This window comes from Aporhodopirellula aestuarii (assembly GCF_023701485.1).
Classification (GTDB): domain Bacteria; phylum Planctomycetota; class Planctomycetia; order Pirellulales; family Pirellulaceae; genus Rhodopirellula; species Rhodopirellula aestuarii.
In genome coordinates, this window is record NZ_JAMQBK010000036.1 from 135,564 (window position 1) to 153,240 (window position 17,677).

Genomic DNA, 17,677 nt, shown 5'->3' on the forward strand with positions numbered 1-17,677 from the left:
TTAAGTTTGTGCAATCTCGTAGAGTTCGTCCCACAACTCACGTAGGTTGCTGACCTTCGCTAATTCAATCGAATCGAGATGCCGTTGTAGTTTCAATCGGGTTTCCGTTCCCGATGGAACTTTGTCGTCGCTCAATAGCTCTTCCACAAGGTCCTTGATGAGATCGGGAGACAAACCGGTTCGGTAGAGTGTGGTGAAACCGGCGACGTCGGCGTGGCTGGTTATCAGACAGAAATGGCCGTTTCGTCTTGCTCGCCACGCGAGCCACCATCGTGCGAAGGCGGGGATCTGCTCGCCACCGTCGATCACCAGCACGCCGCCCGGCGAGACGGATCGCTGTAGTTGCCGCACGCTACGCACGTTGGCGATCGTATCGCGAAACGGCATCTTCGATGTCGGTTCGGGGCCGGTGAGTTGTATCCATTGCCCGCCAGGCATCTCCTGTTCGAGCGTCGCGGCGAGTTCCCTCAGTAGCGTCGATTTGCCCGTGCCATGATCACCCACGATCGTGCCGCATCGGACTTCGCGAAGTCGATCGACTAGGTTTTTGATGGCGACTTCGGGCGGCTCGTTTTCACCCGAATTGTGGAATCGAAACGCGAGTGAACCCGGTCGCACGTAACGACTAGCGAACGGGTTGGATTGGGGCGACGGTGGTTGGATGGGAAGAGACATCACCCACATGATAGCGATGACAGGTCGTGCAGTGATCCCCGGCCGCGTTCGCGGTATGGCAGTGTGCACAGGCCGCTTTCTTGAGTGGTAGAAAGTCGGAATGTCCGTGCGGCGTTGAATCGCCTTGGGTTACCGAGTGATCGGCGGGGCTGGTGTCCGTCTCCGGTTTCGCCGAGACGTTGCTCACAACACCCATGGCGTGTTGTAGCGAGGTGACGTGGGAGTGCGAATTTGGACGCAGTAATGCGATCGAGGATTCGACCTCGGAGGGTGAATCTGCGGCGGGCATCGCGTGACAATGTTCGCAGTTTTGCAGTGCGACAATGTCGAGGTGAGGACGGTGTGAGAAACGCGTCAAACGATCGCGTAGCGTGTTCGAGGGTGCTGCCCGCCATGGCAACTGCGAGTGGCAGGAAACGCACGCGGCCACTGCGGGTTGGGCGCCGACCATCGATCGCAACTCACCATGAGATGTTGCCGCCATCTCGATCAGACTTCTCAGAACCGCGTCGGAGTGTCCCGACCCATGGTACCGGATCGATAAAGTCAGGTCATCGCGGTACCAACCACCGAGTGATTGCGAGCGGGCGGCATCGAACCGTTTGCTCAATTCGTTTTCCCAATTCACGGGCGGTTGCGTGATCGCATTGTCGCCCGGGTGACCACCTCGGTTTGGAGGTCCGATGTTGGATGGGGTGAAAGCGTCGGGTAACGCGGAATCGGAAAGCAACAGGTCCTCGTCTTGCGAAGCCGACCAATCGACGAGCACGTCTTCGTCTCTCGAACGCAGTACGCCGTCGATGGAAGCGGGCTCGTCAGCGGTGTTCCTCGCTGAGAACCGATCGTTAGATTTTGCGATAGGTTTTCCGAACCAGTCGGAGGCGGCGTCCCGCATGACTTGTGTTGGAAATGAAGCCGCGAACGCTTTGGCGACTGGCGTGTCGGCGCCCGCGCGTTCTGCGGCAGACAACAAAAACGATTGTCCATCGAGCGACAAGGCGATTGCGAACTGGCGGACCGCTCGACCCAAACGCACAGCGAGTTCGCGATTTTGAGGCGACTGCCAATCGACGCGGGACAGGTCGGCCAGCGGCGAGAAGTCCACGTTCGGATCTTGATCACGAAGCAGCAACAGCATCCACGCCGACAATTTGCCATCGGGTGAACCCGTCGCGTCGGCGGGCCATGACTCGATTTGCTGTGCGATTTCAGGCGGCAGGATCGGCAATTCGATCAATGCCGGCCCGTTTGCGATTTGCACGCCGAGCGTTTCGTCGTGGCATGACGCACAGGCGACTTCGAAAGGAAGCGTGCTCACGATTGAGTCTGCCAACGCCGTTTTTGAAGCCATGCCGGCACGTGGCCGGTCAACGATATGACAGGCTCGGCAATCAAATTGCGACGCCGCCGCGGAAGAGTCCGCCGTCGCCGATTCGGCTGTTTTGGGGTAGTGAATGTTGGCGTGGCGGGAATGGTCGAACGCGATCGCATGTTGCGACGTAGTCGGCCAATTGTTGAATTCGGGATGCGAGGTCGCGAATGAACCGAATCGCTGCGAGTGGCAGGATTGGCAGCGTGTGTCAGCGATGGCTTTGATATCTGCATCGGCGCCGTGATGTTCTTGGTGGCAGACGCTGCAGGCGACATTGTCTTGAGAGATCGCCGCGGGCGGTAGCCAGATCGATCCGCCGGAGTTTGAAGCCGGCCGCGACGCACCCACGTTATGAGACGAGGCAAGCAATATGTCTCGCCGCTGTTTGCCGATCGCAATTCGCGTCTCGCTCGCTAGGTTGTGAGCCGACGTGGCAAGTTCGGTGGGGATGCGATCGTGGTGACACGCGACGCATCGGTCCGACATCGTCAGCGTGGACTCGGTGCCGACGTGTCCCGATTCTCGCATCGCCATCCAAGCGTCCGCGGAAACGTTTCCATGACAAACGGTACACCCACCGGATGTTAGGTCGCCCTTAAGGATTTGTGCGTGTGAGGTTGAGAGGTTACCCGGGCGGACGAATTCGGGGGCCAGCGGCGTTCCAAAAATACCGATTAGGGCAAACGCAAACACCAGCAACGATCCGACTGTCCATCGTCTTCGACTGCCCGCCCAGGTAGGGATCGGACGGCAAGGCGTCAGGGATTCGGCGGAGCGTTGTCGATTTGGGGATGCAGAGGCGGAGCCGCTCTTTGCGCACACGCGGGTGAGCGGACACTCGCCAGATGCCGAAGGGCCCTGCTCGCACGGTGATGCCGCCGATGAACCGAATGCGGATTCATCGCCGTAACCGCGGCCACATTGGAACGGATGGCCGGGATGTTGCACGCGTGGTGCGGCGGGGAGTTCGACGTGATCACGTTGGGGAGATCGTTTCATGACTCGACAAACCGCATGGCGAGGACGCCGTGAATGATTGCCATGACGAGCAACACGATCGATGTGGTGCTGTGGAACATCACCCACACCCGCAGTCGTAATTGCAATGCGTATTGATAATCCAAGTCGTCACGTTTGCGCACGAGGGCGGCGAGGCGACCACACACGCGACAGCCTTCTTCTTCGAGATAACGATTCAATTCGACCAGACCGGCGAGGACGCGGCGGCGGCGAACCGAGGACGGCATGAGCAAATAGAACAGCGACGGTTTGCCGGTGATGTATTGGCTGAGATAGCGTCGATGAAATTCGCCGATAACCGCGATCGCGGCAGGGTTTTGAAGGTTGTGGATTTCTTCTGCGACGGCGTGGGCGATCTGTTGACGATACCAGGGAATTTGATCCATGCGGACTTGTTCGCCGACGTTGGTCAATCGCCACGGCAATCTGCGACTGGCGATCAAACCGTACACACCCGATCCGCTGACCAGCCAAAACAACGCACTCAAGCTGCCTTCGAGATAACCATTCGCGATCATACGTCCGTGAAGGATCGCAGGGACGTGCATGATGAAGACGCCAATCGCGAACACACCCGTGTAGATGTGGACTTGTGTCCAACTGCTCATCGTCCCGAGTGGCAGTACCGGGATGCGGCGACGGATGCCGATCATGATCAACATCACGAGACAGCTCATCAGCATCCAACCGGTCATGACGCCGGTGTGCAGCAGTGCCGAGTGCATGATCGACACGAGTCCCGCAACCGCGGCGAGCGCGACGGCGACAACGAGTGAGGCGACCACGCGGCGACGACGGAACGAGTAAGCTCGTCCGGCACCACTCAAACGATGGATGCTGGTTGCGACGAGTGCTTTGAGTTTCTGCGAGGTGGAAAGAACGCCAGTCTGCCTTCGTTCAACAAGACTCATGTGCGCCTCCGTAGCCAATCTTCCAATGGCGGTGATTCGCTCAAGTCGATCCGCACGAGTGCGTCGTGAGGACAGGCGGCGGCGCAAGCGGGACCGCTCGGCAGACCGCTGCACATGTCACATTTGGTCGCTTTGGTAATCGGTTGGTTGCTCTTTGAGTCAAGATAAGGTCTGCCCTTGGGGTCCGACACGGCGACCATTTCGATGTTGTCGTACGGGCACCCCTTGGCACACACGCCACAACCGATGCAAATGTTTTCCGAGATGCGGACGAGACCTGTGGCTTTGTCCCGGTGCAACGCCCCGGTGGGGCAACCGATCATGCATACCGGATCGGTGCAGTGCATGCAGGCTTCGACAAATTGCAGCCGTTCGTGGCGGTTTCCGACACGTGCGAAACGCGGGTTTCCGTCATGCACGTCGGCACACGCCTTCACGCAGTCATCGCAGCGGGTGCAACGGTGCAAGTCGATGATCATCGCTTGTCGGCCGTTGTTGTATCGGTTTTGGACGATGAATTCGAGTAACCCGGTCGGCTCGAACGAAGTCCCCGTCGGACTCGGCAAGTCATCCCATGCCTTCATCGACGATGTTCGATCCTCGGTATCGCTTTCACCGGTCATCGGCACGTCGTCGTCAACCTTCGCACGGTCGAGCGAGCGGCGTTCACGAGGGGTGGCGGAAGTCTTCGCTTTGGGCGGATGTAACATCGCCTCGGCGGCATTGGGCGGCAATTCTGATCGGCGGATGTGCGGCAGCACTTCGCGGGCAAAACACTCCACCGGAATATGCAACGTGTCGAGAAACCCCACCGCCCGTAGTGAATGTTGCAGCGGGAGCGGCGAGCCGTTGCCACCGGTAACACTGAGCGTGATCTCTTCGAGGCCAAAGACGTGGCCCTTGCCCAGGTACGCGGTCGTTCGCTGCGCCGAACCGTAGTTCTGGCAAACGCGACCAAAGCCGCTCCGCACGATAATCAAGTCCGTCACGTGATGCCCTTCACGGGCAACAATCGGCTCCGACTCGATTTGTTCGGCGGGTGAAAGTTTGCGAGTTTTGGAATAGTCGGCATTCCACTGCAAACGACCAAACGAACGCAACTGAGTGTGTTCGACGACGTTTCTTAAATTGGATTCTGGGACGAATCGCAACAGCGGGATTTCTTTGAGATGAATCGCGAGCCAATGTTCGCGGTAATGCTCTTCCATCCGTTCCGCGAACGCTGCATCCCGCTGCAGCATCTTCAGGCCTTGCAACCGGATCTCGAGCAGCGTTGCGTTTTCACCGGCGACAACCGTCGCACCGTGCGGCCCACGGAGCATCGTTGCGACTTCACCGAACAATTCGCCGGCGACCAATCGCACGGTTTGCCCGGCCCGTACCAGCCCCGCGAAGTCTTGCAGGAACAAAGTGGGTTGCGACGCGGCATCGCCGGTGAGTTCGTCTGTCGCGTCGGATTGCAGGTGTTCGGTACGGGGGCGGTCATGCAGTTCGACGTCAGGCGTGACGTCTTGTGGTTTCCGGGCTTCGCGCACTCCGCTCGGTCGCAGGTATTGCCAGAGGGCCTCGGGCCAACTTCGTTTTTCGACTTCGCGACGTCCGAGAACGTCGGGTGGCAGTGGGCGGGTGATCAGTTCCGCGTTGCCTTCGAGCACGAGAAACGCACTGTTGGCGTAGTCGCCCTCACGAACGATGACTTGTCCGGGAGAAAAACGATGCAGCCGGCAGTCGTTTTTGAGCACTCCGTCGAGCGGAATCGACTTCGGGAACTGGCTCGCGTCGAGTCCCGCGAAGGGCATTCTCGCGAGCAGCCAATCAACATCCGCGTCCGTCATGTGCGGATCCATCGGTTCGTCCCAACGTCGGGGACGATGCACGGTAACGCTGTCGACAGGCGGCATGAAGCGGGGAGGAACAGGCAGGATGGGCAGAGTGGCGGGCGGCCCGCGAGGGACATCCGTCATATTCATTCCGCTGAGTACCCCTTCGGACCTTGCCGCGTCAAGCCGATTCGGTCTGCGATGGAACCGCCCGGGCCTGAGATTGGCCGTCGAATCGGCTCAGGGGGCGTTCACACTGACTGGGGCGGCGTTTTTTAGTGGTTCTGGAACATGCTGGCGTCCCAGACCAAATTGCCATTTTTGAGGCGAACACGTGGCGGCGTGATCGAAACCACCTCGATTTCGCCGATTCGGTCACCCGCGACGACGAACCGGGTTTGATCGTCAATCCGCAGAATCGCTTGTTGCACGTCGAGTTTCGCAAACCCCATCACGCTGACATTGCTGGCGGTGATCTTTTTGTTTTGCGTGGGGGTGCTGTTATCGGTCGTATGAAACGGATCTCGCCGATCGGGAAACGGGGCCGAGAAGCCTTCGTTGGAAGTCTGCGTGACATTGAGGTCGGGTGAATCGTCCATCCCGGCAAACGTGCCGCCCTGTTGCCGCGTCATTTGTTCGATCCGTGAAATCGTTTCCGGTTCGATGCCGCAACCGATGACCGCCATCGCGATCATGCCGGTAACAAAACAGGTTGCTGGACGTGCGTGAAACATGATGGGGCGATGTCTCACTGTGCGAGGGGAGTGGGTGCGGGAATGAGATGGTAAGGTGCGACGTGCACCTCGGGATAACCGCCGGTCGCGTTGGAACGAATAACGCTATCCGGGGCGTTCACCTCGGCGTCGTTCACGAGATTCGGTGTCATCGCCGTGCCGGAAACGTAGGCGGACTGCGAGCCCGAAATGTAGGCGGACTGTTCGTCGGGATACGTCATCATAAACGGGGTGATCCCGAATCCACCGAGCATTTCGAGTTCATCACTGCCGCCATTGATGCGGACACGCGGGTGATGATTGGGGCAATTGAGATCGTTACAATACGGGGTCTGTGGGCAATGACTCGCGTAGGGGATTCGGTCGAGTTCATGCATCGCGATTCGCGCGGCTTGCCGTTCGCGTGCCAATCCGGTGTAACACGGGCTGACAATTTCTGGTTTTAGGAACACGATCAGTTCGCTCTCGACGACAGACGTGTTGTGGCTTTGGAAGAGTTTGCCGACGAATCGCATGTCTTTTAAATAGGGGATGCCGAACACGTTCTCGACGACTTTCTTTTGTCGTAGTCCACCCATCATGAACGTTTGACCGTTGGCGACGCGAACAGTCGTTTCGGCTTCACGCTCGTCGATAATCGGCAGAAAGTTCACCGTGCCGGTTTGAGTGCTGTGTCTCGGCTTGACGACCATTTCGATGACTCCATCGTTGCTGATCCGTGGACGCACAACGAGCGTGATGCCGGCCTCTTTAAATTCAACCGTTGGAATTTGTTGGGTGATCACCGAGGTGCCGTCATCGCTGCTGGACTGGTCGGGCGTTTCGGCAGTCCGGTACGGAATCTGCGTGACGATTTTGATGGTCGCGTCACGTCGATCTCCGACGGTGATCGACGGATTCGCGAGCAATTTTGCTTCGGCGCTGCTGTCGAGGGCTTCGACGATCAAGGATGCATTGAAGTCGTTGCTGATCGAACTCATGGTCAACGTGGACAGGCCGGTTTCGGCAATCGCTCCGGTCGGTACGAGACTGGCAAACTCGAGCGACTTGGCAACCGCTTGGCCACCGAGATTCCCACGTCCCCACTGCACGCCGAGGCTTTCAAGTTCCTCCAACGTGACGTCATAGATTAAGGCCGAAATGCGGACTTGGGCGCGTGGTACGTCGAGCTGCTGAAACGCTTCGGCGGCGAGGCTCAGTTGTTCCGCGGTGCCGCGGACCATGATGCGATTTTCTTCTTCATAGACTGCAACGATGGGTGGGTCGACCGCAGAGGTGCTCGCGTTTGTGCTCACCGCGTTGCCGTTGCCGAGGGCGGCGCTAAGCGAAACGCCCATCTCGGCTGCTTCGGTGTATTGCGGCGTGAAGTAAGCGATCCGAGTTTTGGACCATCCGACGTTGCCCAGCGGCGCGGGCGAGGCGAGCGACGCTGCGGCGCCGCCCGGGGCTGGTTCGCGAACTTGCAGATCCGCAAACATCTTTTCGACCTGAGCGATTCGGTCGGGGGTGTCGATGACGAGTACTTGTCCGTTGCCGAACGCTTGGATTTTGCCACGATCGCTGAGTAGCATCTTGGCGGCTTCGAGAGTGGATGTCCGCTGTTGATCGTTGGCGATCATCAGGGGCAGCGTTCGAGATCGGAACTCGGGGCTTGCCGTGCCGACTTCCTCGATCGGAAGAATGATCAGACTGTTTCCGGCGGCGGTGTATCCATAGCCCGATGACGTCAGAATCGCGGACAACACGTCTCGCAGCGGCGCATCGCTAAACACCCCTGAGACTTCGCCGGTAACCTTTTCACCGGCAACGATGCTGACCTGCCAGAGGTCTGACAAGAGAAAGACGACTTCTTGCAATGAAGTTTTGCGGAATGTGATGCTGGCCCGCCGCTGCAGTGCGTCTTCAATGGCTGACGACGGGCCGCCCGGTGAACCCGATCGGGTGTTGACGGACGCGTTGCCATGGGCGGATTGAGATTGGTTGAACGATGCGTCGAGCGAGGAAGAGGGTGCGACGTCAGCGACGCTGGTGGCGACGTTCTGGTTTCGGGGCGCCGGCAGTTCGGCGGAATGCGATGGCGAGTCAAGTCCTGACTCGGCGGCATCAAGGGACGGGACCCCGAGGCTGCACGCTGACGAAAGCATCAACAGACAGCAGAGGTGCTGCTTCCATCGTCGAAATAGTCGTGTCGCTATGCCTTCCGTGGCCATGCGCGTTCAGTTCATTTAAAGGGAAAAGGTATTCAAGGGATGACGAGGTCGTTCACCGGTATCCAATTCAGTTGATCATCGCAAACGCGTCATCCATGCTGACGGGTGCGTGCAGCAATCCGAATAAAGTCATGTTTAATTCCAAGCTGAGAACAGAATCGCCTCCGGGGATTGGTTCCAATGTCAATGAGTTGATGTTCAATAGCCAGTGATGGTCGTCGACGACCCGAATGATCTTTAACACCGAATCGAGCGGTCCGACGACCGACAGCGAAAGCTCGTGTGAATGAAGTTCAAATTCCGATTCGTTTCCAAAGTCTGGTGATCGACGACTACGAGGGTCGTCATTGTCGGCGCCCCATCGTCGTTTCTGTTCGTCTTCAATTTCCAACGCACGTAGACTGCCACCACATTCTCGGATCATTGTGATCAGCTCGTCTCGAACCGCGGGGATGCGATTTCGAGTCACGCATTGTTGGATGAGTTGTTGCTTTTGCTCGCGTAGTTTGGCTTCGATGCGTTGCAGCCGAGCGTCTCGCTCCTGCGACGATTCGAATTTTCTTTCAAGCTCAGCCAAGGCACGATGGTCGTCGCGGAGCCTGATACCTTCATCGACTAGTGGATACCCGAACACGATCAAGGCGAGAAAACTTCCACAGGCAACAATCGCTCGGATTAACCGATCGTTCTGTTTATTCATTTTGCGACTCCTGCGCGGCAGCGGACTCAGGGTCGGCAGGTGTCCACGACAACCTCATTTCGAATTGCGATTCATCCTGGATGAGCCCGCTCGACGTCGCCAACAACGCGACTTGGCTGATCCCATTCAATCGACGCAGGTAACCGACGATCTCGTAGATTTCTGATTCGTTGGAAGTCTTGCCCGCTAACATGATGTGGTGATCGCTATCGAATCGGATCGATGTCAGCACGGCTTGCGCGGGCAAGCACTGCGTGATTTGAGTGGTCAACTCGACGATCGGTGGTGAAACGGTCTTGTGTTCGATTTGACCGAGCTGTTGCACCCAACGGCGGTCCGATTGGAGCGACGCCATGCGTGTTTGTGTCGCCAGCATTTGGACTTCAACAAACTCACGCTGCTGCTGTTTCTGATCCGCTTCTTCACGCAGTGTTCCGACCCATAGCGAAGTCATAAACAGTACGACCGCCGCGACCGCGCAAGGCCATAGCGTCAGCACCGTACGAATGATCCGGGATTGAGCGCGATCGCGGCGAATCGTCTGCAACAGATCCGGAGGATGTTGGATAAACGTTGGTTGGATCCGTGGCAGGATCGCGGCAAACGCGGCGACTCCGTCGGATCCGATCTCACTGGGAACTCGAAGGTTCAAGCATGAGTCCGGGAGGACGAACGGAGTTGCGGTGAGATTGTCCGCGTTCGTGAAGTGCTCCAATACCATGTCGACTTTCTCGGGCGGACCTCCGACATAGAGATTGCTTAGTTCACTTTGCGGCATCCCCCGGTGACGTTGGCAAAAGCGGCGGAGGCGAGCAAGGTGTTGAGAGATTGCGGTCGCAAACGTTTCGGCGTCGTGTGCCGCTGCCGGACGATAGTCCAACAGCAGTCGGCCTTGGTGCGTGATCCCGACTTCCCAAGATTGGCCGAACGAGTCGGCGATCAAGATCGGTTTCTCCTGATCGATCCCCAGCATGCCAACCATTCTCGCCATGCTGACCAGCGATGGTTCGATCCACGCGACGTCAACATGGGCGCTCACGAACGCTTCATAAAGCGCGTTGAGACGCGTGAAGTTGCCGACCGCGGTGAGTGCGTGGTCAATCCCCGGGCTGAGCGTTTCTCGGACTTGCCCGATCAGTTTGCCGCCGGGGCCGAGTTGGAGGTAACGCGGGATGCGGCCTGACAACGCCCCGAGTTCGTGGTCGACGTCATCGACGGATCCCGTCGAGATCCGCGTCACGCAGAAGTCGCCGGTGAGCGACACGGCTACCTTTTCGCTACCGATCTTGTGACGGGTCGCGAGCGTTTCGATCGCGTCGCGTAGCCGTTTCCATCCGCTGCCGACCATCCAATCTTGACTCGTCTGGTCCTTTGCTGACCCAAGCCCAGAACGTCGAACGAATTCATCTTCGTCTTCGAATACGTCATCATTCCCCGCTGCGGTTTCGGTCAATCGAACGTAGTCGACCTCGACACTCACAGCCTCGTTCGGCCGGCATACCGCGACCGCCAGAATGACACGATCACTTTCAATCCGAAACGCAAACCGCGTGGGCTGGCGGTTGTCCGCCTCCGCGTCGTTACGTTGAAAAGAAAAGGGTGAAGAGGTCATCGGTGCGACGTGGGGAAGTTTGCTAGTTGGAAGTTCTCAGCCAAACTCAGGCGAGTTCGATGTGGAATCACCGTGGTATGAGATTCCCATGCGACGATTGATCGTGCCGTGAAACGAGATGAGGGAACGTGATACACTGACGTTAGGTTGATTCCTCCACTTGCCCGCGGGTTCCATGATTATGTTTCGACATCCTATGTGTCATTTGCGACTCCTCTCGCCAGACGCTCGGTTTTGCCGACGAGTCGGAATGATTGCTCTGTTCGGTTTGTCGAGCTTATGTGTGTCGACGGCGAAGGCACAAAACAGCTCGTTTCTAGAGAGTCTGTTCCGATCGATCGCGGAAAAGCAGTTGCAGGAGGCCCGTGAGCGTGCCGGACTGGCGAATCCACCCGCTACACCACCACCTCGCGAAAATCCGTCGAGCACTCCAGGTGGTTTCCCCGGCGGCCCATTCGGGCCCGCCACAGGCCAACCGCGGACGACGTCACCTCCGACACAGGTTGCCCCAACGCGCGAAGTCGTACCATCGCGTCAACCGGACGTGGGGCGAGATCGTTCAACGGACTCGGGGCGCGGGCAAGATACGCGGTTCGGTCGCAGACCTCCCGTCGTTGTGGATCCCCATCCACACGACGTTCACGAATTTGATGTCACGCTGACCCGGTTTCAAAACGAGCTCGGTGAGCTGATGCAAACCGTCCGATCGGCAGCACGCTCCAATCGAGTGTTTCGTTCTCAATTGCCGCAGCTCTATCAACTGCAAGCCGAAGTGGCCACGCTTGCCTCCCAAGCGAGAGCGTCTTCGTCGTTGCCACCTCTCGTGCCTGCTTATCAAGGCATCGATCAACGCTATCGCGAGTTGTCATTTCGACTCCGGTCCGTTCCCGATCGCGATCAAACCATGCGGGCACAGATCGCACGGTGTGACGCGACATGCCGAACGCTCGCCAAGATTTGTGAAATCTCGCCGCAATTCGATCGTCACGGTTTACATGACCAAATGGTGATCGCCGCGACTTACATTCAGACCCTCATCGATGACCTGCCCGACGCCAGGATGTCGAGCGACCGATCACGCCAATTGGTGCATGAAGCGAGGCTCTTGCGGCAGGTGATCTTGGAGGAGGCCGATCGATTGCCCTCGTTGTCGTACGATGAAATCGTCACCAATTTCACAAACTTTATCGCCCGTTGGCGGCCGTTTGCCGAATCGGTCGCGGAGGCGCGTGATCCGGTACTCGATCGACGTCTGGTCCGCGTGACCCAGTGCGGCGACGAAACCTACGCGTTGTTGTGGATGGCACCGCCACCCACGAGTGGTTTGCCTCCAGTCGGTATTCCCGAGATGGATCGCGAAAGGTGGATGTCCGATGCGGCCGCACTCGAGGGCATCGCTGAGTACTTTTATGCCGACCTGCAACGGCTGCGAGCCTACCTGCAGCCGGATGATTATGCCCGTGAGTTGATCGACCACTCTCATGACGTGTACGAAGCGGCCCGGTCGATCCACTCGCAACTCGAAGCGGGGCACTCGTTCGAACGGTTGCAACGACCGGCGTCGCAATTAGCGGTCGCTTGGAGAGCGTTGGCTTCGGACGTTGAGCACGTCGATCACCATGGTTTGACCGGACGGCGGGCGTACGCGGTGCAGCAGCAACTCCAGCAAATGCTGCCGCTCGTGGCGTCGTTGACTGCGGCGTTGCTGCAGGAAGCTCCGTGATCCTCCGCATCGCGGTTGCGTTCTCACGGTGTCGTCCAAGTTTGATCGCTGACCGACGGGGGACGAGTCCACTGGTGAGCGTACCGCGATAGGGCTAAAACCGATACAGCGTGACGCGGCCGCGGAAATCTGGCGGCGCCACGGGAACTCACCATCGATCAGGTGCGAGACATCGTAAGTTTGATGTGAAGAGCGTGTTTATTCGGATGAAGAAATCCAGCGATACCAAGATAGAGAATCCGCCGCATTGACCGTGACTGAACTGATTTCTCCTTTCGACGACGAAGCGATCGAACGACTCCGGCAACAACACCGGCTCGACCGACAGCACGTTCGCGTGCTCCGTAATCGGTTGTTCAAACACTTCCGACCCGATGCGGCGGCCGTTGCCGACTTTCCGCTTCGCGATTCACTGCGGTGCCACGCGTTGGAACTCTATCGACGTTTTGATTCCGAGGTCGATGGAGCGACCAAGCTGCTGTTTCGTACCGATACGGGGATGCTGATCGAATCCGTGATCCTACGGATCGCAACCGGTCGAACGACGTTGTGCGTCTCCAGCCAAGTCGGCTGCGCGGCGGCGTGTGATTTTTGTGCGACGGGCAAGATGGGGATCGCACGGAGTCTGCACTACACCGAAATCCTCGATCAGGTGCTGCAAGCGGGGCAATTGCTCGCAGCGGAGGGCGGCAGTCTCGACAACATCGTCTTCATGGGAATGGGTGAGCCGTTTCATAACGAAGCCAATCTGATCAAGACGATTCAGACATTGACGGCGCCGGACCATTTCAACCGATCGCCGTCGCGAATATTGGTTTCGACGGTGGGGGTTTCGGACGCGATGTTGCGAATGGCTCAGCGATTCCCGAAAGTGAATCTGGCGCTAAGTCTGCACAGTGCTGATCAGTCGACACGCGAGCAGATCATTCCGCTGGCTCGACGGTATCCACTCGAACAATTGCGAGACACGATCGCGAACTGCAATCGGATACAGGAGCGTGAAGTCATGATCGAATATTTGATGCTCAGCGGCGTCAATGATGCGGCGATCGACATCGAGCGGTTAACGCGGTGGCTCGATGGATTATGCGTGCACCTGAACCTGATCCCATACAATCCGATCGAGGATGCGCCTCATCTTCGCGGGACCGCCCCTGAACGAATTGTGAAGTTCGCCGACGCGATGAAATCGCACGGGGTAAAAACAACGGTTCGTTATTCGCTCGGTCGCGATATCGACGCGGCCTGCGGGCAGTTGGTCCGCAAGGAGAACCGGGCATACGCGATGAACATCACCGAAATGGCGTAGCGTCTCCACGTAGTTCGGTCTCTCAAGACGTCGATTCACTTACAGCGCGTTTTCAATCTTAGCGGAACGGCGCGAGCCGTCCGGTGACTCGGGACCGGACGGCTTGCGCCGTTCCGCTAGGAAGAGCACTAAATCCTCGATGTGGTCCGAGACCGAAGCCGGCAAACACCACGCACGTAGCTCGGTCTCTCAAGACGTCGATTCACTTACAGCGCGTTTTCAATCTTAGCGGAACGGCGCGAGCCGTCCGGTGACTCGGGACCGGACGGCTTGCGCCGTTCCGCTAGGAAGAGCACTAAATCCACGATGTCCTCCGAGACCGGAGCCAGCAAACATCACGCACGTAGTTCGGTCTCTCAAGACGTCGATTCACTTACTGCGCGTTTTCAATCTTAGCGGAACGGCGCGAGCCGTCCGGTGACTCGGGACCGGACGGCTCGCGCCGTTCCGCTAGGAAAGGCACTAAAACAATCAACGTCCCCCGAGACCGAGACCCCTAAACCTCATTCAAGTAGTTCACCTTTCCGATCCCCACAACACGACGCGTTACCCTCTCTACGAACTCGAGATCCGACACGTCGATGCAAAAGGCGAAACGCCAAAACGTCTGTCGCAAGGAGGCGATGTCTCGATCGTTTTCGTTCGCAATCATTGATGACGAATGACAAAACGCAAGGAATGTTCACAGGATGTCTCTGTACAGGCGTGTTGAGGTGTCGTGAGACCCACCATAGCCGATCAGAAATCAGGTAACCGGCACCCTTTTGCGGACTCTCCCATCTTGCCTAACCGGCTTCGAGTGGTCGGCGTGGTAAACCTTGCGGCGCCGGTTATGCGTGATCAAGCGATCGCTCGTAAATGTCCGATGCTACCCCTTGTGCCGGTCACTCCGGTTGGCACGCGGCTTCCGTTTTCTTCGGTCGGCTTGGTGGGTGCGGGGATTCATGCGTTTCAACTATCAGAATATCGATACCTGTCTCACCGCTTCGGCGACGAGCAACCCAGCGGCTTCTCAGCCCGCTGCCCTCACGGGGGTACGTGGTGCATGGGTCTGGGGGATCGCCTTGGCCGTGATCACAGCGATGGGTGCGTGGGATACCGCGTCCGCATCGGCTGAAGATCTGCACGCGGTGAGTGCGACCAGCTATCGCAATTCTGCCGCTGACGATGATACGCTCAGCATCAAGCGTCAATCACACCGTGAAACACCGACGGTCACGGCGATTCGTCGTGCGGCACCATCGGTTGTCAACTTGCACGGACAAAAGACGATCCGACAAACCGCGGCATCGCTCGCGGGGGCATCGTCCGATGTCGCCCGCCAAGTCAACGGGATGGGGACCGGAGTCGTCATCGACTCTCGCGGATACGTGGTGACGAATTATCACGTCGTCGAAGATGTGTACGAGATTAACGTCACATTGCACGATGGCTCGACCACGACGGCGGATCTGGTGGCGTCGGACCCCGCGAATGACCTGGCGCTCGTGAAACTCAGGGGAGCTGGCCCGTTTCAAACCATTCCCCGTGGTCACAGCAATGATCTGATGGTCGGCGAACCGGTGATCGCCATTGGGAACGCGTTCGGATACGTGCACACGAGTACTGTCGGGATTGTCAGTGCGTTGCATCGCGACATCCCGGTTAACGAAACACAGAGCTACCGTGATCTGATTCAGACCAGTGCCGGAATCAACCCCGGCAATTCGGGCGGTCCGCTATTGAATATTGATGGTGAAATCATCGGCGTGAACGTGGCGGTCCGCGTCGGTGCTCAACAGATTGCGTTTGCCATTCCGATCGATCAAGTGCTCGATACGGTGACTGATATGATCATCCGTCACAACGACCGACGATTCGTTATCGGATTGCAGGGCAAGCCGAGTCGTGAAGGCGGTTTCCAAGTGGTGGACCTGATCGATGGTGGCTCTGCTCAACGTGGCGGCCTCAAACCGGGCGACCGGATCGTCAAGGTGGACGAAGATTCCATTTCAACGCCGCTGCAGTACGCTTTGTCGGTGCTTGATGCGATGCCAGGCGAAAAACTCCGGGTGGAGTTTCAACGCGGCAGCGAAACCTATGAGACTTTTGTTTCGACCGTGCCGTCGGCTAGCGAAGCGAAGGATCCCGTTGCGGCCCTGGCATGGCAAGTGATCGGTGTCGCAGTTCGCCCCGCAGGTGACTCGTTTACTCGCCGGATGAACAGTCAAATGCAAACCAGCTATCGCGGTGGTCTCGTCATCACCGATGTCCGTCCCGGTTCGGCAGCGGATGAGCAGAGCATTCGGGTTGGCGACGTGCTGCTCGGGATTCACTCCTGGCAAACATCGAGCCTCGCTGACCTCGCGGAAATCTTGCAACATCCTGAAATTCGCCAGGGGCCGAACGCAAAGTTCTACATCGTTCGGCGTGATCAAACTCTCTATGGCCACATGAAACTCGCCGTCCAGCCCACGACGGGGCGACGTTAAGCAAGTTCTTCCGATCGGTCTGCCCGACCAGACTCATGAGCCATCGACGCCGTCGTGGTGCATGGAAAGACTCGGGCCGGTACCGATGCGAAAACTCCCACCGGCGGTGGACACGTCCTGGGACGAATGTTCTGACTCGATTGCACGCCCGCACGTGCAGACAGAGTCAGGGCATTCGTCGACCCAGCCAGGACTCGTCCATCGCCGGTGTTTCGCATTTATGCTGCGAGAGAGGTGGCAATCGGGCAGGGGTCTCGCTAGCCGGTGAGAATCGGCCAACGTGGCGATCGTTTGCCCCGCGTCGCACTATTATTTGGTCCGCGTCGCACGGTTTCCGAGTACCAACGAAAAACGGGACGAGTTTGGAAAACTCATCCCGTTGTCGCTTGAATGGAATTTGAACGCGTTAGGAAAGGTATCTCAGAGTGATCTGAACCGATCTGCGTTCTCGCGTGTGCGGTTTATCAACTCACGACGAATACGGGAGTCAAGAACCTGTCGCGTGACTTAGTAGCGGTCGCCTCCGCGACCACCTCCGCCACCACCGCCGTATCCACCACCGCCGCCGCCACCACCGTAGCCGCCGCGTCCACCGCCGCCGCCGCCACCGCCGTAGCCGCCGCGTCCACCACCGCCACCACCACCGCCGCCGGTGCGGGGGGCACGAGGGCGAGCTTCATTGACCGTTACGTTTCGACCGCTGATTGCTTGACCATCAAGGTTTTCAATCGCGTCTTTCGCACCGTCTCCATCGGCCATTTCGACAAACGCGAAACCCCGACTTCGACCTGTTTCCCGATCCATGATAATGTTGACAGTCGACACTTCGCCGTACTGCTCAAACGCTCCCCGAAGATCATCTTCGGTTGCCGAGAACGACAGGTTCCCTACATAAATATTCGTCACAAAACTAACCTTACGAACCGTCACCAACGAGACAAAATGCCTCTCGCATTCAAGGCGGAATTACTGGAAAACACTTCCAAAAGTAAACAGCCGCCAAGAGTGTGGTGCTCAACTAGTTCGAAGCGTGAACCAAACTGACACGCCAGTCAATGCCAGGATTGTTAAAAACACATGGTTTGGCGTGATTGACGGCTTGAATGTCCCTCTGCCACCG

Annotated in this window: 12 protein-coding genes; 3 read left to right on the top strand and 9 right to left on the bottom strand. The window is 58.0% G+C overall.

What is annotated here, in order from left to right; all coding sequences use genetic code 11:
• The 8 genes from NB063_RS13965 to NB063_RS14000 all read right to left on the bottom strand — a co-directional run bounded on the left by NB063_RS13965 (position 1) and on the right by NB063_RS14000 (position 11,054).
• Positions 1 to 675 (bottom strand): ATP-binding protein, encoded by a 675-nt coding sequence (locus NB063_RS13965; protein WP_250929349.1) that lies wholly within the window; start codon positions 673 to 675, stop codon positions 1 to 3.
• Complete coding sequence (locus tag NB063_RS13970; RefSeq protein WP_250929350.1) at positions 626 to 3,046, bottom strand: hypothetical protein; 2,421 nt, start codon at positions 3,044 to 3,046, stop codon at positions 626 to 628. Before NB063_RS13970 ends, NB063_RS13965 begins: the two co-directional genes overlap by 50 nt.
• Positions 3,043 to 3,978: a hypothetical protein gene (locus NB063_RS13975; protein WP_250929351.1), complete on the bottom strand. Its 936-nt coding sequence runs from the start codon at positions 3,976 to 3,978 to the stop codon at positions 3,043 to 3,045. Before NB063_RS13975 ends, NB063_RS13970 begins: the two co-directional genes overlap by 4 nt.
• Positions 3,975 to 5,879: a 4Fe-4S dicluster domain-containing protein gene (locus tag NB063_RS13980; protein ID WP_322975197.1), complete on the bottom strand. Its 1,905-nt coding sequence runs from the start codon at positions 5,877 to 5,879 to the stop codon at positions 3,975 to 3,977. The genes NB063_RS13975 and NB063_RS13980 overlap by 4 nt, the downstream gene beginning before the upstream one ends.
• Before the next feature lie 194 nt (positions 5,880 to 6,073).
• Positions 6,074 to 6,532, bottom strand: coding sequence for a hypothetical protein (locus NB063_RS13985; RefSeq protein WP_250929353.1), 459 nt, complete (start codon positions 6,530 to 6,532; stop codon positions 6,074 to 6,076).
• 14 nt (positions 6,533 to 6,546) lie between these two features.
• Entirely contained in the window at positions 6,547 to 8,742 is a 2,196-nt protein-coding gene (locus tag NB063_RS13990) for a type II secretion system protein GspD (protein WP_250929354.1), read from the bottom strand.
• Between the two features lie 67 nt (positions 8,743 to 8,809).
• Positions 8,810 to 9,442, bottom strand: a complete 633-nt coding sequence (locus tag NB063_RS13995) for a hypothetical protein (RefSeq protein WP_250929355.1) — start codon at positions 9,440 to 9,442, stop codon at positions 8,810 to 8,812.
• Complete coding sequence (locus NB063_RS14000) at positions 9,435 to 11,054, bottom strand: hypothetical protein (protein ID WP_250929356.1); 1,620 nt, start codon at positions 11,052 to 11,054, stop codon at positions 9,435 to 9,437. The genes NB063_RS13995 and NB063_RS14000 overlap by 8 nt, the downstream gene beginning before the upstream one ends.
• A 250-nt stretch (positions 11,055 to 11,304) precedes the next feature.
• On the opposite strand from NB063_RS14000, the gene NB063_RS14005 reads away from it, so the two are divergent.
• From NB063_RS14005 to NB063_RS14015, 3 genes are all read left to right on the top strand, one after another.
• The gene (locus NB063_RS14005) at positions 11,305 to 12,777 is read left to right on the top strand and encodes a hypothetical protein (RefSeq protein WP_250929357.1); all 1,473 of its coding nucleotides are present in this window, start codon (positions 11,305 to 11,307) and stop codon (positions 12,775 to 12,777) included.
• A 253-nt stretch (positions 12,778 to 13,030) separates the two neighbouring features.
• The gene (gene rlmN, locus NB063_RS14010; protein WP_250929358.1) at positions 13,031 to 14,086 is read left to right on the top strand and encodes a 23S rRNA (adenine(2503)-C(2))-methyltransferase RlmN; all 1,056 of its coding nucleotides are present in this window, start codon (positions 13,031 to 13,033) and stop codon (positions 14,084 to 14,086) included.
• A 1,082-nt stretch (positions 14,087 to 15,168) separates the two neighbouring features.
• Positions 15,169 to 16,557 carry a trypsin-like peptidase domain-containing protein gene (locus NB063_RS14015; RefSeq protein WP_322975199.1) on the top strand — a complete coding sequence of 463 codons (1,389 nt, stop codon included), beginning with the start codon at positions 15,169 to 15,171 and terminating at the stop codon, positions 16,555 to 16,557.
• 507 nt (positions 16,558 to 17,064) lie between these two features.
• Here NB063_RS14015 and NB063_RS32265 read toward each other — a convergent pair.
• Positions 17,065 to 17,463, bottom strand: a complete 399-nt coding sequence (locus NB063_RS32265) for an RNA recognition motif domain-containing protein (protein ID WP_322975187.1) — start codon at positions 17,461 to 17,463, stop codon at positions 17,065 to 17,067.
• Positions 17,464 to 17,677: the final 214 nt, after the last annotated feature.

Coding starts and splice junctions, on each gene's coding strand:
- NB063_RS13965 (WP_250929349.1), bottom strand. CDS start 675: ATGTCTCTTCCCATCCAACCACCGTCGCCCCAATCCAACCCGTTCGCT.
- NB063_RS13970 (WP_250929350.1), bottom strand. CDS start 3,046: ATGAAACGATCTCCCCAACGTGATCACGTCGAACTCCCCGCCGCACCA.
- NB063_RS13975 (WP_250929351.1), bottom strand. CDS start 3,978: ATGAGTCTTGTTGAACGAAGGCAGACTGGCGTTCTTTCCACCTCGCAG.
- NB063_RS13980 (WP_322975197.1), bottom strand. CDS start 5,879: ATGCCGCCTGTCGACAGCGTTACCGTGCATCGTCCCCGACGTTGGGAC.
- NB063_RS13985 (WP_250929353.1), bottom strand. CDS start 6,532: ATGTTTCACGCACGTCCAGCAACCTGTTTTGTTACCGGCATGATCGCG.
- NB063_RS13990 (WP_250929354.1), bottom strand. CDS start 8,742: ATGGCCACGGAAGGCATAGCGACACGACTATTTCGACGATGGAAGCAG.
- NB063_RS13995 (WP_250929355.1), bottom strand. CDS start 9,442: ATGAATAAACAGAACGATCGGTTAATCCGAGCGATTGTTGCCTGTGGA.
- NB063_RS14000 (WP_250929356.1), bottom strand. CDS start 11,054: ATGACCTCTTCACCCTTTTCTTTTCAACGTAACGACGCGGAGGCGGAC.
- NB063_RS14005 (WP_250929357.1), top strand. CDS start 11,305: ATGATTGCTCTGTTCGGTTTGTCGAGCTTATGTGTGTCGACGGCGAAG.
- NB063_RS14015 (WP_322975199.1), top strand. CDS start 15,169: ATGGGTGCGTGGGATACCGCGTCCGCATCGGCTGAAGATCTGCACGCG.